Genomic DNA, 23,130 nt, shown 5'->3' with positions numbered 1-23,130 from the left:
TCGACCTTAGCCGCCGAGGCTTATTCAGCCATGTGACACTGGCGTGAATGGTCTGTGCGAAGGACTTCGGCACAAAAAAAAGCCCGGGCATTGCCCGGGCTTTTTGCTATCTGGTGCTGCTGTTTTCAGCTCACGGCGTAGAACAGCTGCTCTTCGCGTTCTGCCAGGTCGTTCAGTGATTCCTGGACGATCTCCTTGGCCATGATGCCGCACTTGCCGCACTGGCTCGCTACGCCGAGGTTGCGATTGACTTCACGCAGTGAACTGGCGCCGTCTTGAACCGCAGCGCGGATCTGGGTGTCGGTGATTCCTTTACAGAGGCAGACGTACATGGTGCTGAATTAACTCGTGATAACTTGGTGTGGCTAAGATGATGCTTACGTTAATAATAACGAGAATGATTGTCAACAACATTCTCGTCTCTATCGCCAGTCAGCCGCAGCATCTGGCGAATACCCCCGTAAAAACAAAGGTTTAACAATGGGGCGGGCGTTGGCAATAGTTATTTTCTATATATCTGATGCGCATAATCAAATTGCGCTGCCCCTCAGCCTGTGTATTATTCACATCCGAACTGCGAGGCGGAGCTTCGCGTTATCTGTGACCCCCAATATTGGAGTAAGAGCAAATGGGCGTACTAGTTGGCAAACCTGCACCTGATTTTGATGTAGCCGCGGTTCTGGGCAATGGCGAGATCGTTGATTCCTACAAGCGTTCCGAGGCCATGGCTGGCAAGTACGGCCTGGTATTCTTCTATCCCCTGGACTTCACCTTTGTATGCCCCTCTGAGCTGATCGCTCTGGAACACCGCATGGAGAAATTCCGCGAGCTGGGCGTTGAAGTGGTTGCTGTGTCCATCGACTCACAGTTCACCCACAACGCATGGCGTAACACCGACATCAACGCCGGTGGTATTGGTGCGGTCACCTACACCATGGCTGCCGACGTTCGTCACGACATCTGCCGTGCCTACGACGTTGAAGCCGAGGGCGGTGTTGCCTTCCGTGGCGCATTCCTGATCGACAAGGAAGGCACTGTCCGCTCCCAGCTGGTTAACGACCTGCCTCTGGGCCGTAACGTCGACGAACTGATTCGTCTGGTTGAAGCGCTGCAGTTCCACGAAGAGCACGGTGAAGTGTGCCCGGCTGGCTGGAACAAAGGCGACAAGGGTATGGACGCCTCTCCCGATGGCGTTGCTGCCTACCTGTCTGAGAACTCCGAAGAGCTGTAAGTTCGCTTACACCCTCAGACGAAAAAGCCCGGGCATGTCCCGGGCTTTTTTATGCCTGCCTGAAAGCCCTCGGGGCTTGCGGGGCTTTTCGGGCACCACGGTGGACTGGAAGTGCACGATATTCCATTCACCGTCCTGCTTGCGCCACACCTTGGTGACGACTTCGCGCATCTTGTTGTCCTGAGCGTCCTCCCACAAGAAATTACGCACGGTATAGCCGTGCTCGGGCGTCACCAGATACGGCGTGACGGTGTCTTCAATCGGCGCGCGGCCGGCGCCGAAGGGGCGCTTGATGTTGCGGCAGAATTTACCCACCTGAGCATGGCTCCAGCGTTGTCCATTGGCATATAACGTAACGTCTTCATCGATAAGGGTCAGCAGCTTGTCGCACTCGCCATCCTCGAAGGCTTGTTGTTCGATCATGACGGCTTGCAGCAGTTCGTCGGTAGAGCCGAGTGCGGTGGGGCAATGAGTGTCAGGGCCAGGGCGCAGGTGTGGAGGCTACGAATCATTGGGTCTCCGTGGCGATTATTTTTGTCGTGTGATTGTTTCTAATTAAGCGTGTGTTGCTTTGCAATCGTTGGTTGTTTGAAAGCTAAGGTTTTGAGGCGGTGACGGTTCTATACCCGACGGCGGCGGACGTACTGAATGCTTTCAGGACCGCTTCAAGGCCATCCATGGCACGCTTCGGCGTCCGCCATCCCTGGCTTCCGACGATCCTGAAAGTATCCAGTACTCCCGCTGCCTTGGGCCCGTGATTGACTGCCTGGATGCTGGGCATATCAATAAAAAGGAGAACGATGCTCTTTCCCGGATCGTCGCTAACCACCTTCAATATGCACACAGCCTGAGGTGGAGAACGCCAATAGGTCGGGTATAATTGCCGGCCGTTTTCACAAGCAGAAATATTCGAGATGGATGTAGAGCAGTACATGCAGCAGTTAGGCAGCCAGGCCCGCGCCGCAGCGCGCCAAGTGGTTGCTTCCAGTACCGCCGCGCGCAATAACGCCTTGCTGGCCGCGCGTGATTTTCTGGATGCCGCACGACCGGAGCTCGCCAAAGCCAATGCCGAGGACCTCGAGCGTGGCGCTGCCAATGGTCTGGACGGTCCGTTGATGGATCGCCTCGAGCTCACGCCTGCGCGTATCGACACCATGCTCGAAGGGCTGGTGCAGGTAGCGTCGCTGCCCGATCCCGTGGGTGCCATCTCCGATATGAATACCATGCCCAGTGGCATCAAAGTGGGGCGCATGCGCGTGCCGCTTGGTGTGATTGGCATTATTTATGAGTCGCGCCCGAACGTGACCGTCGAGGCCGCCAGTCTGTGCCTCAAGTCTGGCAATGCCACTATTTTGCGCGGTGGCTCCGAGGCGATTGCCTCCAACCTGGCCATTGCCCGCTGCCTGGCCGCGGGTCTGGAGCAGGCCGGTTTGCCGGCGGCGGCTGTGCAGGTGGTGGAAACCGCAGATCGCGCTGCCGTGGGCCGTCTGATTGCCATGCCTGAATATGTGGACGTGATTGTGCCGCGCGGTGGCAAAGGGCTGATCGAGCGCATTAGCAACGATGCCAAGGTGCCCGTGATCAAGCATCTCGATGGTGTGTGCCACGTGTATATCGATGCCGGTGCCGACTTGGATATGGCGGAGGCGATTGCCATCAATGCCAAAACTCAGCGTTACGGCACCTGCAACACCATGGAGACGCTGCTGGTACACGCCGCAGAGGTGCAGGCCATACTGCCGCGCCTGGCGGCTGCCTACGGTCAGGCTGGCGTGGAGCTGCGTGGCTGTGAGCGCACGCGAGCGATTGTTGACAGTGCCAATGTGGCGACCGAGGAAGACTGGTACGCCGAGTATCTCGGGCCGATTCTGGCGGTGCGAGTGGTCGACGACATGGAACAGGCTATGGCGCATATCGATCAGTACAGCTCCCAGCACACCGAGAGTATTGTCACGACCGATCACGGCCGGGCCATGCGCTTCCTGCGTGAGGTGGATTCCAGCTCGGTGATGGTCAATGCCTCCACCCGCTTTGCGGATGGCTTTGAATATGGGTTGGGTGCCGAGATCGGCATTTCTACCGATAAGCTTCATGCCCGCGGTCCGGTAGGGCTGGAGGGGCTCACCTCCCAGAAGTATGTGGTGATGGGCGAGGGTCAGGTTCGCACTTGAGTGCTGATGCCCGTCGTCTGACCGCCGTCGGTGTCTTTGGCGGCACGTTTAATCCGATTCACTACGGCCACCTGCGTTCTGCGCTGGAACTGGTGGAGCGGCTGGGGCTGGATCATCTGCGGCTAATGCCCTGTGCAGTCCCGCCGCACCGGGAAGCACCCAGTTGTAGTGCCCAGGACCGCCTGGCCATGGTTGAGCTGGCCGTTGTCGGTGAATCGCGATTGCGCTGCGACCGGCGTGAGCTGGATCGGGATGGGCTTTCGTATACCTACGACAGCCTGGTGGACTTGCGTGGCGAGCTCGGCGAAGGCCACAGCCTGAGCATGGTGCTGGGGGCCGATGCGGTGCAACGCATCAACACCTGGCACCGCTGGCTTGAACTGCTGGATGTGGCCCACGTGGTCGTGCTGGCACGGCCGGGCTGGGAATTTCCCCGCGAGGGTGAGGTGGCGCAATGGCTTGCCACCCATCGGCTGGCTAGTGCCGCGGCACTAAACGAACAAGCCTGTGGGGGTGTGCTGATCGAAGAGCTACGCCCATTGGCCATCTCCTCGACGGAAATTCGCTCGCTTTTGGCTGGCGGTCACTCGCCGCGATATCTGCTCCCTGAGCCGGTATTGGACTATATTCAGGAGAGACAACTTTATCTATGAACAGGAATGGCAACACTATGAACAGCCAATTGCGCAATGCAAGCTGAGCAACTGAAAGAAATCGTCATCGAAGCCCTCGATGACCTCAAAGCCGTCAATACGGTGACCATGGATGTGACCGGGCTCACCGATGTTATGGATTATCTGGTGATCGCCAGTGGCACCTCCAACCGCCACGTGAAGTCGCTGGCAGACAATGTCTGTATGGAAGCGAAGAAGCAGGGCGAGCGCGCCCTGGGTGTGGAAGGCGAAGATGCCGGCGAATGGGTGTTGGTGGACTTTGGTGATGTGGTCGTACACGTCATGTTGCCCGCCACCCGTGATTTTTATGATTTGGAGCGTCTGTGGGCTGAGCAGCCCAAGCCTGAAGCCGACTGATGCGCATCAGCATCATCACGATCGGCACCAAGATGCCTGCCTGGGTCAGCCAGGGGGTTGAGGAATACAGCAAGCGCATGCCGCGCGAACTCAAGGTGGAATGGAAGGAGCTGCCGCTGGCCCAGCGCGGCAAGGGGACCAGTGCTGCCAAGTTGCGCGACAAGGAAGCCGAGCAGATTCTCAAGGCCATTCCGGTGGGCGATCGGGTGATTGCCCTGGATGTGCGGGGCAAGAGCCTGTCCACAGAGCAACTCGCAGAGCAGTTGTCCAACTGGCAGATGTCCGGCGTGAACTACAGCTTGCTTATCGGTGGGCCCGATGGGCTCTCCCAGGCCTGTCTCGAGCGGGCCGAGCGGCGCTGGTCACTGTCGGATCTGACCCTGCCACATCCGCTGGTGAGAATTTTATTAGCCGAACAGTTGTATCGGGCTTGGACAATTACCGTCAATCACCCGTATCATCGCGAGTAATAGCCACTCACCAAAGTACGTTCCAGGCCAAGCTGTTTCATGCCCCAGCCCATCGCCCTGAAGGATCCTCACCGGGAGTCCCGCATTTACAGCGCGAGAACGGTGGCCGCGATAGTCGTGGTGCTGGGTATGCTGGGCGTCATCTTTGCACGCTACTACAGTCTCCAGATCACCGATTACCAACAATATGTCACCCAGTCGGACCGCAATCGGGTTCAGCTGCAGCCACTGCCGCCCAAAAGAGGCCTGATCTACGACCGCAACGGCATTCTGCTGGCGGACAACCGCCCCAGCTTCACCCTGTCGGTCATCAAGGAGCGGGTGGGTGACCTGGAGGATACGCTCTCGGTACTGGGCGAGCTGGTGCCCATTAGTGACAGCGAATTTGAACGTTTCCAGACCCGTCTCAAGCGGCGCCGTCCCTATGAACCCGTGGCCCTGCGTTTCCGGCTCACCGAGGAAGAGCAGGCGGCTCTGGCGGTCAATCGTTACCGGCTCCCCGGGGTGGTCGTAGAGGCCCAGCTGTTGCGTCATTACCCCCATGGTGAGTTGTTCTCCCACGCGCTCGGCTATGTGGGGCGCATCAACGAGCGCGAGGCCCTGGAGCTGGACGAGAGCGACTATGCCGGCACCGATCACGTCGGCAAGGTGGGTATCGAAAAATACTATGAAGACATGCTGCACGGTGACGTGGGTTACCAGAACGTGGAAACCAATGCCCACGGCAGAGTGCTGAGAGTTCTGGAGCGCAATTCACCCAAGCCAGGTGCGGATATCAAGTTGCACCTGGATATCCGATTACAGCAGGCGGCTTTTGACGCCCTGGGCGATCGCCGCGGGGCGGTGGTGGCTATGGATCCGAAAACCGGCGGCATTCTCGCGCTGGTCTCCACACCCGGTTATGACACCAACCTGTTCGTCAACGGTATTAGCAGCAAGAACTACAGCGCGTTGCGCGACTCACCTGACGTCCCGCTGTTCAATCGCGCCGTGCAGGGACAATATCCCCCGGGGTCTACGATCAAGCCCATGATGGGCATGGCCGGACTGGAGTCAGGGCTGGTGACGCCCGAGACCACAGTGCCCGATCCTGGCTGGTATAGCCTGCCCGGTGATCGGCATCGCTACCGCGACTGGATTCTGCGGATTCGCGGCACCGGCCATGCGCCGGAGGTCGATCTGAAGATGGCGATCGCGGAGTCCTGCGACACGTATTTCTATGACCTGGGGCGCAGGCTCACCATCGATACCATGTACGAGTACCTGGCGCCTTATGGGTTGGGCGATCGTACCGGTGTTGATACCACCAATGAGCGCAAGGGCGTGTTGCCGTCTCGGCGCTGGAAACGCGATGCGCTCGGCCAGCCGTGGTATCCGGGTGAGACCATTAGTGCCAGTATTGGCCAGGGTTACATGCTGGCCACACCGATGCAGCTGGCAGTGGCCACGGCCGTGGTGGCCAGTAAGGGCGAGCGCCGTATTCCCCGCTTCCTGCAGTCGATTAACGGCGAGCCTCAGGCGGCCACGGAACTTGCGCCCATGCAGGCCAGCGAGGACAACTGGGCGGTGGTATACGACGGCATGCTCGAGGTGGTGCATGGCAAGAAGGGCACTGCCAAGGCCCTCGCCGAGGGTATTCGCTACAAGATGGCCGGCAAGACCGGCACAGCACAGGTGATCGGGATCGCCCAGGGCGCCGTGTACAACGAAGATGAAGTGGATGAGCGGCATCGCCATCATGGCCTGTTCATAGCCTTTGCGCCCGCCGAAGCGCCGACCATTGCCGTGGCGATTATTGTCGAGAACGGCGGCGGCAGCTCCGCCGCCTCGCCGATTGCCCGCAAGGTGATTGATACCTGGCTGTTTGGCAGCACTGATTTCGAGGACCCGGCTTGATGGGCGATTACGTCCGCCAGATGCCCCACCACGGCAGCGCCGATCTCGCTCGCCGGCCCAGCGCCTTTGCCCGCTTTCATATCGATCTGCCGCTGTTGGTGCTGCTGCTGATTCTGACTGGCTACGGGCTGTTCGTGCTTTACAGCGCCTCAGGGCAGAGCATGGGGGCGGTGATTCGCCAGGGCCGCTATTTTGCGGTGGCCTATGTCATCATGATTGTCGGCGCGCAGTTCAGCCTGCAGCGCTACACGCGTTGGGCGCCCTGGCTGTATCTCGGCGGTGTGGCCATGTTGGTGGGGGTGATGTTTTTCGGGGTGGGCGCCAAAGGGGCGCAGCGCTGGCTGCAGATTGGCGGCTTCCGCTTTCAGCCCTCGGAGGTGATGAAGCTGGTGGTGCCGATGGCGGTGGCCTGGTACCTGGCTGATCGCCCGCTGTCGCCGCGCTTCAGGGATATTCTGGTGGCGCTGGTGCTGGTGGCCATCCCGTTCCTGTTAATCCTGCAGCAGCCGGATCTGGGGACCTCTTTACTGATTGCCTCGTCGGGTCTGTTCGTATTGTTCGTCGCCGGGATTGGCTGGCGTTATATTCTCGGGGCGGTGGTGCTTGCCCTGGCGTCAGCCTGGCCCGCCTGGATGTTTGTGCTCAAAGATTACCAGAAACAGCGCATTCTCACGCTGCTGAACCCGGAGAGCGACAAGCTCGGAGCCGGCTGGAATATTATTCAGTCCAAAACCGCCATTGGCTCCGGTGGCTGGACCGGCAAGGGCTGGCTCGAAGGCACTCAGTCGCAACTCGATTTCCTGCCCGAGAGTCACACCGACTTTATTATCGCTGTGCTGGCCGAAGAGCACGGCCTTCGCGGTGTCGCCGTGCTGCTGGCGATTTACGTACTGATTTTGTTGCGCGGTTTCTGGATTGGGGTGAATGCCCAGACCAGTTTCGGCCGGATGATGGCGGGCAGCCTGACCCTGACCTTCTTTGTATACATCTTTGTCAACATGGGCATGGTGGCTGGGTTGCTGCCGGTAGTGGGGGTGCCGTTGCCTCTGGTGAGTGCGGGAGGCACCTCGGTAGTTACCCTGATGGCCGGTTTCGGTATCCTGATGGCGGTGAGTACCGAACGAAAACTGGTGATCCGCTAGCCCGCGTACTAATAAGTGAGAACATGATTATGCATACCCTCCTGAAAAGCGCCCTGGCGGCGGCCCTAATGGTTGCGCCGCTCGCGTTGGCACAACCCCATTACGGTGACAATCCCGCAGCCCTGGCGGTCATTGATCAGCTGGTCGAAGAGGAGGGGTTTGATCGCGACGCCCTGGTGGCGATTATGAGTGACGCCGAGCGCCAGGAGAGCATTATCAATGCCATGAACCGGCCGGCAGAGAAGACCAAAGCCTGGCACGAGTACCGCAAGATATTCCTCAATGATCAGCGTATTCGCGACGGCCAGCAGTTTTACCGCGACAATCGCGAGGCCCTGAAACGCGCCGAGGCGGAGACCGGCGTACCTGCTGAAATCATCGTCGCCATCATCGGCGTGGAAACCCTTTACGGGAAAATTCGCGGCAGCTACCGGGTTATCGATGCATTGTCGACGCTGGCATTTGACTACCCCAGGCGCTCGGAGTTTTTCACCAGTGAGCTCAAGCACTACCTGATTCTGACCCGCGACCAGGGCATGGATCCGCTGACCCCGGTCGGCTCATACGCCGGCGCCATGGGCTATGGTCAATTCATGCCCAGCAGCTATCGCAACTACGCCATCGACTTCGATGGCGACGGCAAGGCAGATATCTGGGAAAACAAAACCGATGCCATCGGTTCTGTGGCTAATTATTTCGTGGAGCACGGATGGCAGCCGGGCGAGAAGGTGGTGTTGTCTGCCGAACCTCCGGCCGAAGTGCCCGAAGAGATGCTTAGCCGGGGCCGCAAGCTCAAACCGCGCTACACGCTCTCAGAGTTTGCCGCGGCGGGCTTTGAGTTCAAACCCCAGAACGATGACAAGGCCATGGCGATTGCCATTGAATTCGAGCAGCCGGCCAGCCTCGAGTACTGGTTGGGCCTGGAGAACTTCTACGTGATTACGCGCTACAACCACAGTGCGATGTACGCTATGGCGGTGTATCAGCTGAGCATGGCCATAGGCTCGGGCATGCGCGAATGAAGCTGGTCCCACTCGCTGCGGCGTTGATGACCGCAGCTTTACTTCAGGCCTGCTCGGGCAATGACTCACGTACGACATATGGGCCCAGCGCCAGCGACCGCTATCAGGCCGCGCGCTACAGCCAGCAGCAGGATGCGGCGCCGCTTCGACATATCGGTCCCGACGATGTCCAGGATGCGGTCCCTCGCGCAGACCCGATTCTGGCTGCCGGTAACAAGAGCCCTTACACCGTCAATGGCGTCACCTATAGGATTATGGAGGACTATCAGGGCTACCGGGAGAGGGGCACGGCGTCCTGGTACGGCAGTAAGTTCCATGGCCACAAGACATCCAATGGTGAAATTTTCGACCTCTACGCCCCCACGGCGGCGCACAAAACCCTACCATTGCCGAGCTATGCGCGAGTCACCAATCTGAATAACGGGCGTAGTGTCGTCGTCAGGGTAAACGACCGAGGCCCCTTCCACGGTGATCGGCTGATCGACCTGTCCTATGCCGCCGCAGTCAAGCTCGGCTATATGGAGCAGGGTACAGCTCCCGTGGAAGTTGAAGTTGTCAGTGTTACCGGCACCGATGATCATCGCGGCGCCCCTGGCACCCACTATCGCTTCCTGCAGATGGGGGCCTTTGGCGCCGAGGCCTCTGCGCGGCAATTACAGAGCGAACTGCAGGGGTTTGTTCAGGCGCCGGTGTTTATCGCCCCGGTGGAAGCCGGTGGTAGAACACTGTACCGGGTGCGGATCGGGCCGGTCGAGAGTAGTGCTGATCTGGCCCTGGTGCAGCAACAGCTGCGTGATGGCGGCTACGCCGAAGGCCAGCCGCTGCCCTGAGGGCCCGCTTTCTTCCGCTGGCCCGACGCATGCGTTACCATGCCCGCATAGCAACACTCATTCCCACGGTTCAATCACTATGATGCGACTTTCTCAGGTCCTGTTTCTCGCTTTTTTCAGTTTTGCTGCGCAGGCCGCCACGATTATCCCGGCCCCGCCGCAAATTGCCGCCAAGGCCTGGCTGCTCGTCGATGCCGATAGTGGTGAGGTGCTGGCCGAGCACAATGCTGACCTGCCACTGCCCCCGGCCAGCCTGACCAAGATGATGACCAGCTATGTGCTCGCTGCTGAAATCGCCGAGGGTAATGTCGCAGAGACCGATATGGTGGCGATCAGTGAAAACGCGTGGTCACAAAACCCGCGCTTCGCCGGTTCCTCGCTGATGTGGATCGAGCCAGGCAAGGACGTGTCCATCGGCGACCTGCAACGCGGCATTATCATTTCCAGCGGCAACGACTCCACGGTGGCGGTCGCCGAGCACCTGGCCGGCAGCGAGGAAGTGTTCGCCCAGATGATGAACAGCCACGCTGAAAAGCTGGGTATGGTCGACACCTTCTATGTGAATACGCACGGTCTGCCGCATCCGGAGCACCTGACCACGGCGCGCGACCTGGCCACCCTGGCCAACGCGATGATCAAGGAGTATCCCGAGCAGTATGCGATCTACAAAGAGCGCGAGTTCACCTACAACGACATCAAGCAGTACAACCGCAATTCGCTGCTGGGAGAGGATCCCACCGTTGACGGTATGAAAACCGGCTACACCAAGGAAGCAGGGTACTGCCTGGTGGCGTCCGCCGAGCGACGCGGTATGCGCCTTATTTCTGTGGTGATGGGTGCTTCCAGCCCGCGTTCACGTAAGAACGAAACCCGCTCTTTGCTCAACTATGGCTTCCGCTTCTTTGAGACCACCACACTGTTCGAATCCGGGCAGGAACTCGACCAGCCGCGTATCTGGAAGGGCCAGGAAGACTATGTCCCGGTCGGTATTCTCGATGAGGCGGTGGTGACCTTGCCGCGCGGTAAGAAAAAGCACCTGGTGAGCGATGTCCAGATCAATGAGGATCTTGAAGCGCCCTTGGCCATTGGCGACGAGGTCGGTACCGTGATCATGACGCTTGACGGCGAGACGGTGTATACCGGTCCGGTAGTGGCTCTGCAGGCAGTTGAACCAGGCGGTTTATTTGCGCGTATCTGGGATATGATCCTGATGTGGATTGCCGGCCTGTTCAAGGTGTAGTGATGACCGATCAAGAACCCCCCAAGATAGAATTTCCCTGCGAATATCCCATCAAGGTGTTGGGCCGCAGCTCAGAGCAATTCCGAGGTGTCATCCTGGAAGTCTTTGAGCGACATGCGCCCGGCTTCGATGAGGCCGCCATTACCGTCAAGGACAGTGCCAAGGGTACGTTCACCTCGATGACGATAACGATTACCGCCACGGGTAAGGACCAGCTGACCGCGCTACACGAGGATCTGATGGCCACTGGCCACGTGCAGATGGTTATCTGATGGAGATTGTCAGCCGCGAGCTGGGCCTCGCGGACTACCAGACCGTGCTCGACGATATGCGAGCCTTCACTGACGGGCGCGACGCAACGACCCCCGACGAACTGTGGTTGCTGCAGCATCCCCGGGTCTTTACCCAGGGGCAGGCAGGCAAGGCTGAGCACTTATTGGCCCCGGGCGATATTCCGGTCATTCAGGTAGACCGTGGTGGTCAGGTTACCTATCACGGTCCGGGTCAGTGGGTGGTGTATCTGCTCATAGATCTCAAGCGTCGCGGTATGGGTGTGCGCGAGCTGGTGACCCTGATCGAGAATGCTATCGTCGAAGTGCTCGCCGAGTTTGATATCGATGCAGCGGCCGATCCCAAGGCGCCGGGCGTTTATGTCGATGGCAACAAGATTGCGTCGCTGGGCCTGCGGGTCCGCAAAGGTAGGTCCTATCACGGGCTGTCGTTGAACGTGGACATGGACCTGGAACCCTTCCAGCGTATCAACCCCTGCGGCTACGAAGGTTTGCAGGTGACTTCGATGGCGAAGCAGCTGCCCGATTGGATCCCCGACGCTGATCTGGTTGGCAGGCGCCTTATTGAGCGTCTCAAGCAGTTACTGACGGCTGCCTAGTTATCCCTGCAAAATTTGCTGCTGCGTCGCCAGAGACGCAAGCCGTGCGTTGTTCCAAGCGTGCTCGTAGCTGATTCGCAGACAGTGCCTCAACTGACCTGACGCGGAAAAGAACGGCCCCTTACTGACCGTTTTGCCGTATGACTAGCGCCTGGTTAACCCCCGCCTAACGTCTAACCGGGCGCTTCTGCAGCTTGCGCTGTAGTGTGCGTCGATGCATGCCCAGCGCCCGCGCGGTTGCTGAGACATTGCCATCATTGTCATTGAGGACACGCTGAATATGTTCCCACTCGAGGCGGTCAACAGAGATGGGGTCACTGGGTACCGTGACTTCCGCTTGGGCCTGGGTCTCACCGAAGGCCGCCAGTATCTCGTCGATGGTTGCAGGCTTGCACAGGTAGTTCTTGGCTCCCAGCTTGGTAGCCTCTACCGCGGTGGCAATACTGGAATACCCGGTGAGAACCACCAGTTTTGCCGACGCAGCTGCGGCTAGCAGCTCCGGTAATACGACCAACCCTGAAACCTCCGGCATGTTGAGGTCGAGCAGGATGTGGCTGGGCTGGAAAGTTTCAGCTTCGCGCTTGGCTTCGGCGCCGTTAGAGCAGCTGTGTACCTGAAAGCCCCGGCGCTCGAAACCGCGGGTCATCACTGCGGTAAAGGTGGGATCGTCATCGACCAGTAGTATCTTGTTACTCACGGCCGGCCTCCAGCAGGGGCAGGGTCAGTGTGGCGATGGCGCCAGTATCCTCGGCGTTGCGCAGCTCCACCCGGCCACCGTATCGCTCCACAGTGGCATGACTGAGGAGCAGACCAATGCCCAGGCCATTGCGGCTGGTGCGAATAATAGGCTTGCCAATGTCCTTCAGCAGATCAGGGCTAATACCCTCGCCCCAGTCGCGTACTTCGATGCTGGCGTTGCTGGCGTCCCAGCTGAGTGAGACCTCGACACGTTCAGATTCCGCATCGGCCGCATTGTTGAGCAGGTTTTCAAAGGCCTGAGCAAGCGTGGGGTCAAAAGGAATTTGCGGTGCCTTGCCGGCGACCAAGGTGCGCGTCTGGTATTGAATGTTGGGTCTGCGTACCGCCCAGCGGTCCACGCTGTGGGCAACGAATGCATCGACCGGCAGCGGCTGGCTCTGGGTGGTGGTTTTCAGTTCAGCAGTGCGGGTCAGGTCAGTTAAGGTGTTGCGGCACAGTTGTAGCTGCGCTTGTAACAGTTCGCAGTCCTCGCGTGCCTGCCCTGACAGCTCATCGTCCGCGAGCATTTCATCCAGTAGCACCGTCATGGTCGACATTGGCGTGCCCAGCTCGTGGGCAGTGCCGGCGGCCAGGCTGGCCACGGCCATAATCTGGTCGTTGCGCAGTTGGTCTTCGCGTTGTGCGACGGCACGCGCTTCCTGCTGCCGCAGTTGGGCGGCCATTCGCACCACAAAATAGGTGATCAGTCCGGCGCTGAAAAGGAAGTTAAACCACATGCCGAGAATATGGACATTGGCGTTGCTGTCGTGACCCATGTGGGCGTGCGGGGTAAATAACGGGAATGGCCGGTAGTAGTAAAGCAACAGGCTGTAAGCTGCCAGTGAGGCTACCGCTACCAGCCAGGTGTGACGCCAGGGCAGTACGGCGGCGGAGATCACCAGCGGCACAATGTAGTAGGAAATAAAGGGGTTGTTGGCGCCGCCGGTGAAATACATGAGTACCGTCCAGGCGCCTACGTCGATGAGTAACTGCGCCAGGAATTCACCGTCCGACACCGGCCAGGCCTGGTGGCTGCGCCAGAATGTGGCCATGGTAAACAGGCCCAGCACGGCGAGGCTGGCAGTCATGCCCCACAAATCCTCGGTGGTGCGACTGCTGTAAAGCACATAGCAAAGCACCCCGATCTGCCCCAGCAGTGCAATGCTGCGGATGATCAGAAGGCTGCGCAGATTTTCCAGCGAGGGGCTGGCCGGCTTGGCGACTATCGTGTTCACGTCGGCATTATACGCCGGTGTTCAGGTTGTGGGCAGCGACCGAGTGTCGCATATTCCTGCAGCCACGTAGGCCTGATCTCAGTCCTATTGTCCCTTGGTCATCGTATGCTGGTAGTTTTTGGGCGGCGGTGTCCAGCCGCGCTCGCTGCGGCTCAGGCCACCATCGCGGTCTGGTCCGCTGGTTAGGAGACCAGAAAGATAGCCCAAAAAGGCCCGTCGTGGGTGCTAACGAGCCCCTGTCGCGATTCAGGCCGGGAATATTTCCCCAGCAATACACGCTGCTTCGGTACTCTCGCCGAAGCGGCTGATTTGTTTTTGCTGGTCGCGCGATGTGCTGCTGCGTTCGACGGTCCAGGCTTGCTGCACCAGGGCCTGTGCGGACGCCTGTTCGGCGGCGGTGTCAAATTGGTAGCGCACGCTTTCCATCTGGCTTTCGATAGGCTTGTCCATCTGGCGGATAAACATGACCTGTTCAGCGTAGCTGGAGATGCTTGCGCAGTATCCGGCACGATCAGTTGCACTAGCAGCGGCTGCGCCACTGGCGAGGGAACAAACAACGAATAATGCAGGGAAAGTCTTCATGATACTTCCTCCGTGTTATGTGTTATTTGCCTAAAATTTAGCCTATTCGCTCTGTGCTTGCCAAAGCCAGAGCGTGACCAGGTTGGCAAAAAAATAACTATAGCGGCTTTTTTGCGCCCTTTTTGGTGATTTTTGAGCGGCTCAGAGTGCGCTCAGGGGAAGATTTTGCCCTTGAGGCAGTATTCTTCAGCATTGTCGCGGAAGCGATTGGTCTGGATTTGCTGGCGTCGCGGCGTGCTCGCCTGTTTCTTTTTCCACGCGGATTCAACCAGTGCATTTGCGGCCTCGCGCTCGGCATCGGTGGTGAAGTACAAACGAATATTATTGATCTGGCTTCCGGGGGGTAGGCCTGCCTGGCGGTTTTGCATGGCCCGCTCAGCGAAGTTGGCGATATTACTGCAGTACGAATTTCGGTCTATTGGTGCATCTTGCGCCTGGCTCGCGATAGCGAACAACGCCAGCACAATGGGGGAATACCTCATTTTCTCCTCCATGATGAATAGCCTGTCAATATCCCACAAAGCGTCCCGGCGTGCCATTCGGCTGGTCCGACTTGTTGACTATTCACGGCCAGATAGTGGTTAAAGCAGCAAATTCGGTTAAAATCCGCGCTTTTCCCCCGGATACCCTCATGTCAGATCTCGGCAAAGACATCGCCGCCCGTCGTACCTTCGCGATTATCTCGCACCCGGACGCCGGTAAAACCACCATTACCGAAAAGCTGCTGCTGTGGGGCAGTGCTATTCAGGTGGCCGGTAGTGTGAAAGGCAAGAAAGGGCCCCACGCTACCTCTGACTGGATGAGCATGGAGCAGGAACGGGGCATCTCAGTGACGTCCTCGGTAATGCAGTTTCCGTATAACGAACGCACCGTCAATCTGCTGGATACGCCGGGACACGAGGATTTCTCGGAAGATACTTACCGTACCCTCACCGCTGTGGATTCAGCGCTCATGGTGATTGACGGCGCCAAGGGTGTGGAGGATCGCACTATTAAGCTGATGAACGTGTGCCGCCTTCGCGACACGCCGATCTTCAGTTTTGTGAACAAGATGGACCGTGATATCCGCGATCCCATCGAGCTGCTCGATGAAATCGAAGAGGTGCTTGCTATTCAGGGCGCGCCGATCAACTGGCCCATCGGTATGGGGAGCTTCTTCAAAGGTGTTTACAACCTTTATACCGATACGATTCATTGCTTTCAGCAGGGGCAGGGCGCCGTGCTTCACGACGACGTGCAGATCAAGGGCCTGGATAGTGACGAGGCGCGGGCGCTGCTCGAAGATGAGTACGATGACTTTGTCGAAGAGATTGAACTGGTCCGCGGCGCCAGCCATGAGTTCGACCTTGAGGCATTTCTCGCGGGCAAATTAAGCCCGGTCTTTTTCGGTACGGCCCTGGGGAACTTCGGCGTGCGCGAGCTGCTTAATGACTTTGTTGAGTGGGCACCAGAACCGCTGGGTCGTGAAACGACCTCGCGCAATGTGCCTGCCACCGAGGAAAAATTCTCCGGCTTCGTATTTAAAATCCAGGCGAATATGGATCCCAGGCATCGCGATCGTATCGCGTTCATGCGCGTGTGTTCCGGTCGCTACAGCAAGGGTATGAAAATGCGTCACGTGCGGATTGGCAAGGATGTCAAAATTGCCGACGCTGTTACGTTCAAGGCCGGCGAGCGTGTATTGGTTGAGCAAGCGGTATCCGGCGATATTATCGGCTTGCACAATCACGGCACTATCCAGATCGGCGACACCTTCACTGCGGGTGAAGATTTGCAGTTCACCGGGATTCCGCATTTCGCACCGGAGCTGTTTCGTCGTATCCGCCTGGCGGACCCGATGAAGTCCAAGCAGTTGCAGAAGGGTTTGCAGCAGCTCTCCGAAGAGGGGTCAACCCAGGTGTTTGCACCGATTAGTTCAACCGACCTGATTGTCGGCGCGGTCGGTCAGCTGCAGTTCGATGTGGTGGCTTACCGCCTCAAGGACGAGTACAAGGTTGAGGCCATTTACGAGCCAGTGAATGTCTACACAGCTCGCTGGATTAGCTGCGATGATCCGCGCAAACTGGAAGACTTTCGAAAGAAGGCAGCCGAGCACTTGTCGGTGGACGGCGGTGGCCACCTCACGTACCTAGCACCGACCCGGGTGAATCTGTCACTCATGGAAGAGCGTTGGCCTGATCTGGATTTCCGCGCGACGCGCGAACACTAGCCTATAGCGGCTGCCATTTGCCGGGGGCATTGGCTGTCACGACCGCGCGACGTGGAGCGGGGTAGCCTTCGATCGATTTGCTGGGGTCTTCCGGATCCAGGAAATTGGCCAGCGAGTGGAAGGTCATCCAGTCGGTACTGCGCTGCTCATCGGTACTGGTGTTACTCACATCAATGACCTGCGGGTTGACAAAACCCACTTTGCGCAGCCAGCCCTCGAGGGTGGCACAGCTGGGTAGAAACCACACATTGCCCATGCGTGCGTAACGCCCCTCAGGTACCAGCACTTCTCCTGCTTCGCCCTCGATGACCAGGGTTTCCAGCACCAGCTCGCCGCCGGGACGCAGACAATCACGCAGTTCCATCAGGTGGTCCATGGGGGAGCGCCGGTGATAAAGCACACCCATGGAGAAGACGGTGTCAAAGGCCTTGAGTGCCGCGGGCACATCTTCGATGCCCGCCGGAACTACCCAAACGTGATCCTGCAGCAGATATTTCTGCAGGGCCCAGAACTGCACAATGAACAGCGGCGTCGGATCGATGCCAATCACCTCGCGCGCGCCCGCACCCGCCATCCGCCAGCAGTGATAGCCGCTACCGCAGCCCACATCGAGGACACGGCGCCCTGTCAGCGGCGCGATGCTTTCTGCCAGGCGCTCCCATTTCCAGTCCGAGCGCCACTCGGTGTCAATGTGCACGTCGAACAGTTCAAAGGGGCCCTTGCGCCAGGGGTGCAGGCCCATCAGCGTTTGTCGTAGTTGGTCGTGGGCCTCTACAGAGAGCGTTTCAGTTCCTGCCGCCCCCACTCGCGACGTGTTTAGCGTCCGCTCCCCGACCTCAAGGTTTGGCAATGCCGCGAGTGCTTCCAGCCAGCGAGCCAGGTCGCCGTAGCGTTGATGAGAAAGACCTTTTGCTAATTGTTCAGGCAGGCGCTCTGCCCAGGCATTCATCTCCGTGCCCTGCCAGCGCTCAATCAGCGGCTGATAGTTCATGCTTTGAGAGCAACCAGAGAAGCGAAGTTAAAACACTGGAACCACACATCGCATGAGCTGAAGCCTGCGTCAGCGATACGTTGCTTGTGCCGCGCCAGGGTCTCAGGCAGCAGTACATTCTCCAGCGCCGCCCGTTTGCCGGCGATCTCCATATCGCTGTAACCATTGGCGCGCTTGAACTCGTGATGCAGCTCGATATTCAGTTCATCCAGATGCGGGTCTTCAAACGTAACTTTCTCCGACAGTACCATGACGCCGCCGGGGCGCAGGCCCTCGAAAATGCGCTCGATAACGGCGTCGCGCTCGGCCACGGGAATAAACTGTAAGGTGAAGTTCAGTACCACCACGGAGGCTTCCTCAATGGCAATGTCCTGCAGCTTCGCGCACACCAGATCAACCGGCGTGTCGTGAGTGTCCGTGTCGATAATGCTGCGGCAGCGCTCGAGCATGGCGGCGGAGTTGTCCACCCCGACGAGACGGCAGTCGGCAACCTGCAGGTTCTGGCGCATGGCGAGTGTGGAAGCGCCCAGTGAGCAGCCCAGATCGTAGAGCCGTGAGCCCTCTGCGGCGTACCGTTGGGCGAGCAGGCCCGTCATGGCCACGATGGTGGTGTAGCCCGGGACAGAGCGTTTGATCATGTCCGGGAAGACCTTGGCGACATTGTCGTCAAAGCGAAACAGACCTGCCTCCTTGAGCGGGTCTGCTGCGGCGTAAATGTTGTCCCTGGTGTCGGTCACGGTGCTCCTGCGCGGCCCCTGGGGGCCCGTTTGAAAGGCCGCGATTCTAGCATAGTTATTTAAACCGGTGCGGGTGGCATGGCCTATCCTCGCGAACCTTAAGAAGCCACAATTGCATCAATAAAAAACAATAGCTCGCAGGACCTTACGCATGCCTTTGAACGCACTCCAAGACCCGGTCGATCTCTCCCCACCCAAGCTCCGTCACACCGTCAGTGAATTGGGACGGGTATTTCTCGAGGCCAGCACCAGTTTGTGCATGGCGCCGCTCATGCGTTCGTTGCCCAAAGGCGATGGCCATACGGTCATGACAATTCCCGGTTTTATGGGGGCGGACGGCTCGACAGCTATGTTGCGGCGCTTTCTAAAAGGCCGTGGCTACCGCGCGGTGTCATGGGGCCTGGGGCGAAATGCCTCTGAGGCCAGTGCCGATACGCTCGAGGAGTTCATGGAACACCGTGCTGTCACTGAAGCGGAAATTGCCCGCCGTATTGGTCGCGAGTATCGGGCCAGCGGCCGCAAGTTAACGCTCGTGGGATGGAGCCTGGGCGGCTTGTATGCCGTGGCGCTGGCCCACCGTTATCCGCAGTGGATACGTCAGGTGATTACGCTGGGAACGCCCTATGGTGACCCGCGCGGCACCGCTATTTATAAGATCATGAGCCGCCTCAATGGCACCGAGGGCCATGTTGCCGAGGAATCACTCAGGGCCTGGGTCGACTCTACCTATTGCGGTGAACTGGAAGTGCCGGTGCTGGCGCTGTTTAGCGAAACGGATGGCGTTGTCGGCACAGGTATTGCGCGCTGCGAGGCGGATCCCCGCTTTGTGACAAATCTGGCGGTGGCCGCAAGTCACGTCGGTTTTCCCTTTAATCCGGTGGTGTTTGCCGTGATTGCCAATCATATGGTGATCAAGGATCGCCGCTGGCGATCCTGTGGCGACGCGCGCTGGGCGCCGCTGGTGCGCGCTGTTTAGTCAGTATTGGACGGGGCAGTAGTTGTAATGTTGACAGCGCTTACTGGAGGGTGCTTTAAGGCGCGGCAGGGCTGCCGCGCGTTTCGTGAGTGATTCTCCGCCTAGTTGGCGCTGCGGATCAGGTGTGACTCTTCGAGGTTAAGCTGGCCGTGGGCGCGAGCGCGGGGAGTAAACCCGGCGAACTGGGTTGTATGTTCATCGCGCTTGAACGCCTGGCGCGGACGGGCAAATTTAATCGCCGCCATAAATTCCACCAGGCTCACTTTGCCGTCATCAATTCTTTTCATTGTTCACTCTTAAATCGAAAGCTGTTCTATGGCCTTTCTACGACTCCAGTGTATGCCAGCGGCTCCCCTGCAGTGGCGTAAAAATTACCGGGAAATTGTGTGAAAAAAGCCCGGCAGGGCTATAATCTCCGGCCCTGACAAATCGCCAGATTGGATCCATGAAACCAGAAAATTACCCTGCCGAACCCGCGCATGTGTGGGAGCATTTTTATCAGTTCACCCAGACTCCCCGTCCCTCCAGGAAAGAACAGGCTGTACGGCAGTATGTGCTTGATCAGGCAGAGCAGGGTGGCCACAGCTGGAAGATGGATGCCGAAGGCAATGTAGTGGTGTCCGTAGCCGCCAGCCCGGGCCGTGAAGATCGGCCCACGGTAATTATTCAGAACCACCTGGATATGGTCACAGTGAAGACCTCCGACAAGGCGCACGATTTTGACACTGACCCTCTCACGCTGCAGGTAGAGGAAGGTTGGTTGAGTGCGGATCGCACCACGCTCGGTGCCGACAATGGCCTGGGGGCCGCGGCGGCGCTGGCGGTCATGACCGATCCGTCGGTGGAGCATCCACCCCTGGAGCTGCTGTTCACCGTGGATGAAGAGACCGGTCTGGGCGGCGCACTGAACCTGGATGCCTCGCTGCTAAGCGGTACCGTGATGCTGAATCTGGATACGGAAGACTGGAACGAACTCTACATCGGCTGTGCCGGTGGTGGCGGTTGGCAGTTTGCGCGCAGCTTCTCGAACGATGCCGTCGCCAATGGCGAGGGCTGGGCCCTCACATTGCGCGGCCTGGCCGGTGGCCACTCTGGTGTGCAGATTCACGAGCAGTTGGGCAATGCCATTAAACTCGCCGCGGAGTATCTGCGCGAAGTGCCCGGCTTGCGTCTGGCGATGATTGATATTGGCGTGGCCCACAATGTGATTCCGCGCGAAGGCAATATCAGCTTTGTCTGCCCGCCCGGGCAGGAAGCATTGCTGCAAGAGCGCCTGCAAACCTGTGTGGCGCGCTGGAACAGCTATTTGCCGGCGGTTGATCATGGCATTGAGGCGACGCTGGCGCCGGCTGCCATCGACAGTGCCCTGGATGAGGTGGACACCTTGCAGCTGCTTGACCTGGTCAGCGCCTGGCCTCACGGCGCGCAGTCCTACAGCCTGACTCAGCCCGCGGACCTGGTCGATCTCAGTATCAATCTGGCCATTCTGCGCCTGGGTGACGGTGAGCTCTTCCTGGAATCGAGTTACCGTTTCTTTAACGAAGAGCAGTCAGTGCCCTTGCAGCAAGCGGTGCTGGCACTGGCTCGCGCCTTTGATCTGGAGGTCACTCCCGATGTCGGTTATCCCGGCTGGCAACCAGATTTCGAATCACCTCTGCTGGCTCGGGGTATTGCCCTGCATGAGAAGCTGTTTGATGTCACACCTGAAGTGAAAGCGATACACGCCGGGCTGGAGTGCGGTATTCTTAAGGGTAAGAAACCCGATGTCGACATTCTGTCCTTCGGTCCCACCATTCGTGGTGCCCACTCGCCCAGCGAGCGTCTCGACATTGCTACCGTGACGCCTTTCTGGCAGTACTTGAAAGCCCTGCTGGCTGATATTTGAATGAAAGGAACCAACCATGCTGGATAAACTGGAACGTCTTCCACCCGATCCCATTCTCGGCCTCGCCGCTGCGGCCCGAGAGGACAGTCATCCCAATAAAGTGGACCTGACTGTTGGGGTCTACAAGGATGAGCACGGATTGTGTCCGGTCTTTGAAGCCGTGACCAAGGCCCAGGAGCTGCTCGCCCAGGAGGAAGTGACCAAGGCGTATATGCCGCCTGCCGGCAGTGAAGATTTCAATGCGGGTATGCAGCGTTTGCTATTGGGTGCAGGGCATCCAGCCCTGGCCGGTGGTCGGGTCTCCAGTGTCCAGGCCCCTGGTGGTTGTGGTGCGCTGCGCATCGGCGCTGAACTGGTGTATGCCGCCAACCCGAGTGCCAAAGTATGGGTGAGCGACCCTACCTGGCCGGTGCACATCCCGCTGCTCGGTAGTGTGGGGTTGGAGTTTGCGAACTACCGTTACTACGATCCCGCCACCCACGGTGTGAATTTCGACGCGATGGTTGAAGACTTGCAACAGGCAGCGGCGGGCGATGTGGTATTGCTGCATGGCTGTTGTCACAACCCCTGTGGCGCCGACCTTACGCTGGAGCAGTGGGGCGTCATTGCCGACATGGCCGAAGCGCAGGGCTTCCTGCCTTATGTTGACATAGCCTATCAGGGGCTGGGCGATGGCCTCGACCAGGATGCTGCCGGCTTGCGCCTTTTGGCGGAGCGTGTGCCCGAGATGATTGTGGCCGCGTCCTGCTCCAAGAACATGGGGCTGTATCGTGAGCGCACCGGAGCCACGATCTTTATCGCCAAAACACCGGAAAGCGCCGAGGCCCTGGTCAGCCAGGCACTGGTGGCGGCGCGGCGCGTCTACTCCATGCCGCCTTCGCATGGCGCCCTTATTGCCGGACGTATTCTCGTTGACCAGAAGCTCGACGCCTTGTGGCGCAGCGAACTGGTCGCCATGTGCGGCCGGATCAACGATCTGCGTAAAGCTATTCGCGACAAGCTTGAAGCGGCGATCCAGCGCGATTTCGCCTTCATTGAAAACGAGAAAGGCATGTTCTCCTTCCTGGGACTCAGCGCAGAGCAGGCCATTCGCCTGCGCGAGGAGCACTCGGTTTACATGCTCAATTCCTCGCGTATCAATATTGCGGGCGTTAACGCGAAGAACATCGACCACTTCGCCAGTGCTGTCGCGGCGGTGCTATAAAGCGCTCATCCAGCCCCGTTCGCGCGGGGCTGTTTTGTCCCGCCTATGATCTCCGTCAACGAGCTTAGCCTGATCGGTCTGGCGGTGAGTAGCTTTGTGGCCACCAATACCGACAACCTGCTGCTTCTCGTGCTGTTGCAGGGTGCCTACCCTGCACAGCGCAAACGTATTGTGCTCGCGTATCTCGCCGCGGTGATACTGGTGATTCTGATGTCGCTGTTGGGCCTGGCCATTGGCCGTGTGCTCGATGCGGGGTTGGTTGGCTACTTTGGGCTGGTGCCGATTGCGCTGGGCCTGCGCATGCTCCACCTGGCTCGCAAGGACGCAGCGAATGGTGTGACCAATAGCCTCCCGGCAACCACTGCCGGCCCCGTGCTGGCGACCCTGACGCTGATGCTGGCCAACAGCAGCGATAGCTTACTGGTGCTGATACCATTACTTGCCGATACCAGTATCGCCGGCGAACTGGTGCTTATCGTGTCTTACCTGGCGTGTGGCATTCTTTGGGCGGGGCTGGCTCTCAAAATTGGCACCCAGCGCGCGCTGGCCGAGGTGGTTGATAAGTGGGGGGCGAAAATTGTGCCCTGGATTTTGATTGGGGTCGGTGTTTATATCCTGCTGGATACGGCCACCGACACCCTGTTGCGCTAA

At 58.8% G+C, this 23,130-nt stretch carries 26 protein-coding genes; 17 read left to right on the top strand and 9 right to left on the bottom strand.

What is annotated here, in order from left to right:
• Positions 1 to 125: 125 nt before the first annotated feature.
• The gene (locus A3709_RS12855; RefSeq protein WP_066055119.1) at positions 126 to 332 is read right to left on the bottom strand and encodes a bacterioferritin-associated ferredoxin; all 207 of its coding nucleotides are present in this window, start codon (positions 330 to 332) and stop codon (positions 126 to 128) included.
• A 296-nt stretch (positions 333 to 628) separates the two neighbouring features.
• Between A3709_RS12855 and A3709_RS12850 the strand changes: the two genes are divergently transcribed.
• On the top strand, positions 629 to 1,231 hold the full coding sequence (locus A3709_RS12850; RefSeq protein WP_066055116.1) for a peroxiredoxin: 603 nt from the start codon (positions 629 to 631) through the stop codon (positions 1,229 to 1,231).
• 6 nt (positions 1,232 to 1,237) lie between these two features.
• Here A3709_RS12850 and A3709_RS12845 read toward each other — a convergent pair whose 3' ends face one another.
• Positions 1,238 to 1,654, bottom strand: a complete 417-nt coding sequence (locus A3709_RS12845) for a nuclear transport factor 2 family protein (RefSeq protein WP_066055113.1) — start codon at positions 1,652 to 1,654, stop codon at positions 1,238 to 1,240.
• A 491-nt stretch (positions 1,655 to 2,145) separates the two neighbouring features.
• On the opposite strand from A3709_RS12845, the gene A3709_RS12835 reads away from it, so the two are divergent.
• From A3709_RS12835 to lipB, 11 genes are all read left to right on the top strand, one after another.
• Positions 2,146 to 3,402, top strand: coding sequence for a glutamate-5-semialdehyde dehydrogenase (locus A3709_RS12835; protein WP_066055109.1), 1,257 nt, complete (start codon positions 2,146 to 2,148; stop codon positions 3,400 to 3,402).
• Positions 3,399 to 4,055: a nicotinate-nucleotide adenylyltransferase gene (gene nadD, locus A3709_RS12830; protein ID WP_066055106.1), complete on the top strand. Its 657-nt coding sequence runs from the start codon at positions 3,399 to 3,401 to the stop codon at positions 4,053 to 4,055. The genes A3709_RS12835 and nadD overlap by 4 nt, the downstream gene beginning before the upstream one ends.
• A gap of 36 nt (positions 4,056 to 4,091) precedes the next feature.
• Positions 4,092 to 4,433: a ribosome silencing factor gene (gene rsfS / locus A3709_RS12825; protein WP_066055103.1), complete on the top strand. Its 342-nt coding sequence runs from the start codon at positions 4,092 to 4,094 to the stop codon at positions 4,431 to 4,433.
• Positions 4,433 to 4,903: a 23S rRNA (pseudouridine(1915)-N(3))-methyltransferase RlmH gene (gene rlmH / locus A3709_RS12820; RefSeq protein WP_066055100.1), complete on the top strand. Its 471-nt coding sequence runs from the start codon at positions 4,433 to 4,435 to the stop codon at positions 4,901 to 4,903. The genes rsfS and rlmH overlap by 1 nt, the downstream gene beginning before the upstream one ends.
• Positions 4,904 to 4,942: 39 nt before the next feature.
• A complete protein-coding gene (gene mrdA, locus A3709_RS12815) occupies positions 4,943 to 6,799 on the top strand; it encodes a penicillin-binding protein 2 (protein ID WP_066055097.1) in 1,857 nt (618 codons plus the stop codon).
• Positions 6,799 to 7,941: a rod shape-determining protein RodA gene (gene rodA, locus A3709_RS12810; RefSeq protein ID WP_066055095.1), complete on the top strand. Its 1,143-nt coding sequence runs from the start codon at positions 6,799 to 6,801 to the stop codon at positions 7,939 to 7,941. The genes mrdA and rodA overlap by 1 nt, the downstream gene beginning before the upstream one ends.
• A 29-nt stretch (positions 7,942 to 7,970) precedes the next feature.
• The gene (mltB, locus tag A3709_RS12805) at positions 7,971 to 8,963 is read left to right on the top strand and encodes a lytic murein transglycosylase B (RefSeq protein WP_066056151.1); all 993 of its coding nucleotides are present in this window, start codon (positions 7,971 to 7,973) and stop codon (positions 8,961 to 8,963) included.
• Positions 8,960 to 9,793, top strand: coding sequence for a septal ring lytic transglycosylase RlpA family protein (locus A3709_RS12800; protein WP_197484187.1), 834 nt, complete (start codon positions 8,960 to 8,962; stop codon positions 9,791 to 9,793). Before mltB ends, A3709_RS12800 begins: the two co-directional genes overlap by 4 nt.
• 79 nt (positions 9,794 to 9,872) lie before the next feature.
• Positions 9,873 to 11,033, top strand: coding sequence for a D-alanyl-D-alanine carboxypeptidase family protein (locus A3709_RS12795; RefSeq protein WP_156507755.1), 1,161 nt, complete (start codon positions 9,873 to 9,875; stop codon positions 11,031 to 11,033).
• Between the two features lie 2 nt (positions 11,034 to 11,035).
• Complete coding sequence (locus A3709_RS12790) at positions 11,036 to 11,305, top strand: YbeD family protein (RefSeq protein WP_066055092.1); 270 nt, start codon at positions 11,036 to 11,038, stop codon at positions 11,303 to 11,305.
• Complete coding sequence (lipB, locus tag A3709_RS12785; protein ID WP_066055090.1) at positions 11,305 to 11,922, top strand: lipoyl(octanoyl) transferase LipB; 618 nt, start codon at positions 11,305 to 11,307, stop codon at positions 11,920 to 11,922. Before A3709_RS12790 ends, lipB begins: the two co-directional genes overlap by 1 nt.
• Before the next feature lie 166 nt (positions 11,923 to 12,088).
• Here lipB and A3709_RS12780 read toward each other — a convergent pair whose 3' ends face one another.
• From A3709_RS12780 to A3709_RS12765, 4 genes are all read right to left on the bottom strand, one after another.
• Positions 12,089 to 12,619: a response regulator transcription factor gene (locus A3709_RS12780; protein WP_066055087.1), complete on the bottom strand. Its 531-nt coding sequence runs from the start codon at positions 12,617 to 12,619 to the stop codon at positions 12,089 to 12,091.
• Positions 12,612 to 13,895 carry an ATP-binding protein gene (locus tag A3709_RS12775; protein WP_066055084.1) on the bottom strand — a complete coding sequence of 428 codons (1,284 nt, stop codon included), beginning with the start codon at positions 13,893 to 13,895 and terminating at the stop codon, positions 12,612 to 12,614. Before A3709_RS12775 ends, A3709_RS12780 begins: the two co-directional genes overlap by 8 nt.
• 246 nt (positions 13,896 to 14,141) lie before the next feature.
• Entirely contained in the window at positions 14,142 to 14,477 is a 336-nt protein-coding gene (locus A3709_RS12770; RefSeq protein WP_066055082.1) for a hypothetical protein, read from the bottom strand.
• 152 nt (positions 14,478 to 14,629) lie between these two features.
• Entirely contained in the window at positions 14,630 to 14,959 is a 330-nt protein-coding gene (locus A3709_RS12765) for a hypothetical protein (RefSeq protein ID WP_156507754.1), read from the bottom strand.
• Positions 14,960 to 15,108: 149 nt separating this feature from the next.
• Between A3709_RS12765 and A3709_RS12760 the strand changes: the two genes are divergently transcribed.
• Complete coding sequence (locus A3709_RS12760) at positions 15,109 to 16,686, top strand: peptide chain release factor 3 (protein ID WP_066055076.1); 1,578 nt, start codon at positions 15,109 to 15,111, stop codon at positions 16,684 to 16,686.
• A 1-nt stretch (position 16,687) separates the two neighbouring features.
• On the opposite strand, the gene cmoB is transcribed toward A3709_RS12760, so the two are convergent.
• Positions 16,688 to 17,677 carry a tRNA 5-methoxyuridine(34)/uridine 5-oxyacetic acid(34) synthase CmoB gene (gene cmoB / locus A3709_RS12755; protein ID WP_066055073.1) on the bottom strand — a complete coding sequence of 330 codons (990 nt, stop codon included), beginning with the start codon at positions 17,675 to 17,677 and terminating at the stop codon, positions 16,688 to 16,690.
• Complete coding sequence (gene cmoA / locus A3709_RS12750; protein WP_066055070.1) at positions 17,674 to 18,414, bottom strand: carboxy-S-adenosyl-L-methionine synthase CmoA; 741 nt, start codon at positions 18,412 to 18,414, stop codon at positions 17,674 to 17,676. Before cmoA ends, cmoB begins: the two co-directional genes overlap by 4 nt.
• A 151-nt stretch (positions 18,415 to 18,565) precedes the next feature.
• Between cmoA and A3709_RS12745 the strand changes: the two genes are divergently transcribed.
• Positions 18,566 to 19,390, top strand: a complete 825-nt coding sequence (locus A3709_RS12745) for a triacylglycerol lipase (protein WP_066055067.1) — start codon at positions 18,566 to 18,568, stop codon at positions 19,388 to 19,390.
• A 101-nt stretch (positions 19,391 to 19,491) separates the two neighbouring features.
• Here the strand turns inward: A3709_RS12745 and A3709_RS12740 are convergent, their stop codons facing one another.
• A complete protein-coding gene (locus A3709_RS12740) occupies positions 19,492 to 19,677 on the bottom strand; it encodes a hypothetical protein (RefSeq protein ID WP_066055063.1) in 186 nt (61 codons plus the stop codon).
• Between the two features lie 158 nt (positions 19,678 to 19,835).
• Here A3709_RS12740 and pepD point away from each other — a divergent pair, with 158 nt between their 5' ends.
• Genes pepD through A3709_RS12725 form a run of 3 tightly spaced genes read left to right on the top strand, consistent with a single transcriptional unit; the run spans position 19,836 to position 23,130 of the window.
• The gene (gene pepD / locus A3709_RS12735; RefSeq protein ID WP_066055060.1) at positions 19,836 to 21,275 is read left to right on the top strand and encodes a beta-Ala-His dipeptidase; all 1,440 of its coding nucleotides are present in this window, start codon (positions 19,836 to 19,838) and stop codon (positions 21,273 to 21,275) included.
• A gap of 16 nt (positions 21,276 to 21,291) precedes the next feature.
• Complete coding sequence (locus A3709_RS12730) at positions 21,292 to 22,479, top strand: amino acid aminotransferase (RefSeq protein WP_066055057.1); 1,188 nt, start codon at positions 21,292 to 21,294, stop codon at positions 22,477 to 22,479.
• Positions 22,480 to 22,524: 45 nt separating this feature from the next.
• Positions 22,525 to 23,130 carry a cadmium resistance transporter gene (locus tag A3709_RS12725; protein ID WP_066055054.1) on the top strand — a complete coding sequence of 202 codons (606 nt, stop codon included), beginning with the start codon at positions 22,525 to 22,527 and terminating at the stop codon, positions 23,128 to 23,130.

The organism is Halioglobus sp. HI00S01 (assembly GCF_001635445.1).
Classification (GTDB): Bacteria; Pseudomonadota; Gammaproteobacteria; order Pseudomonadales; family Halieaceae; genus Halioglobus; species Halioglobus japonicus.
This window is presented reverse-complemented; position numbering and strand designations above follow the sequence as displayed.

Coding starts and splice junctions, on each gene's coding strand:
- A3709_RS12855 (WP_066055119.1), bottom strand. CDS start 332: ATGTACGTCTGCCTCTGTAAAGGAATCACCGACACCCAGATCCGCGCT.
- A3709_RS12850 (WP_066055116.1), top strand. CDS start 629: ATGGGCGTACTAGTTGGCAAACCTGCACCTGATTTTGATGTAGCCGCG.
- A3709_RS12845 (WP_066055113.1), bottom strand. CDS start 1,654: ATGATCGAACAACAAGCCTTCGAGGATGGCGAGTGCGACAAGCTGCTG.
- A3709_RS12835 (WP_066055109.1), top strand. CDS start 2,146: ATGGATGTAGAGCAGTACATGCAGCAGTTAGGCAGCCAGGCCCGCGCC.
- rsfS (WP_066055103.1), top strand. CDS start 4,092: ATGCAAGCTGAGCAACTGAAAGAAATCGTCATCGAAGCCCTCGATGAC.
- rlmH (WP_066055100.1), top strand. CDS start 4,433: ATGCGCATCAGCATCATCACGATCGGCACCAAGATGCCTGCCTGGGTC.
- mrdA (WP_066055097.1), top strand. CDS start 4,943: ATGCCCCAGCCCATCGCCCTGAAGGATCCTCACCGGGAGTCCCGCATT.
- rodA (WP_066055095.1), top strand. CDS start 6,799: ATGGGCGATTACGTCCGCCAGATGCCCCACCACGGCAGCGCCGATCTC.
- mltB (WP_066056151.1), top strand. CDS start 7,971: ATGCATACCCTCCTGAAAAGCGCCCTGGCGGCGGCCCTAATGGTTGCG.
- A3709_RS12800 (WP_197484187.1), top strand. CDS start 8,960: ATGAAGCTGGTCCCACTCGCTGCGGCGTTGATGACCGCAGCTTTACTT.
- A3709_RS12795 (WP_156507755.1), top strand. CDS start 9,873: ATGATGCGACTTTCTCAGGTCCTGTTTCTCGCTTTTTTCAGTTTTGCT.
- A3709_RS12790 (WP_066055092.1), top strand. CDS start 11,036: ATGACCGATCAAGAACCCCCCAAGATAGAATTTCCCTGCGAATATCCC.
- lipB (WP_066055090.1), top strand. CDS start 11,305: ATGGAGATTGTCAGCCGCGAGCTGGGCCTCGCGGACTACCAGACCGTG.
- A3709_RS12770 (WP_066055082.1), bottom strand. CDS start 14,477: ATGAAGACTTTCCCTGCATTATTCGTTGTTTGTTCCCTCGCCAGTGGC.
- A3709_RS12765 (WP_156507754.1), bottom strand. CDS start 14,959: ATGAGGTATTCCCCCATTGTGCTGGCGTTGTTCGCTATCGCGAGCCAG.
- A3709_RS12760 (WP_066055076.1), top strand. CDS start 15,109: ATGTCAGATCTCGGCAAAGACATCGCCGCCCGTCGTACCTTCGCGATT.
- cmoB (WP_066055073.1), bottom strand. CDS start 17,677: ATGAACTATCAGCCGCTGATTGAGCGCTGGCAGGGCACGGAGATGAAT.
- A3709_RS12745 (WP_066055067.1), top strand. CDS start 18,566: ATGCCTTTGAACGCACTCCAAGACCCGGTCGATCTCTCCCCACCCAAG.
- A3709_RS12740 (WP_066055063.1), bottom strand. CDS start 19,677: ATGAAAAGAATTGATGACGGCAAAGTGAGCCTGGTGGAATTTATGGCG.
- pepD (WP_066055060.1), top strand. CDS start 19,836: ATGAAACCAGAAAATTACCCTGCCGAACCCGCGCATGTGTGGGAGCAT.
- A3709_RS12730 (WP_066055057.1), top strand. CDS start 21,292: ATGCTGGATAAACTGGAACGTCTTCCACCCGATCCCATTCTCGGCCTC.
- A3709_RS12725 (WP_066055054.1), top strand. CDS start 22,525: ATGATCTCCGTCAACGAGCTTAGCCTGATCGGTCTGGCGGTGAGTAGC.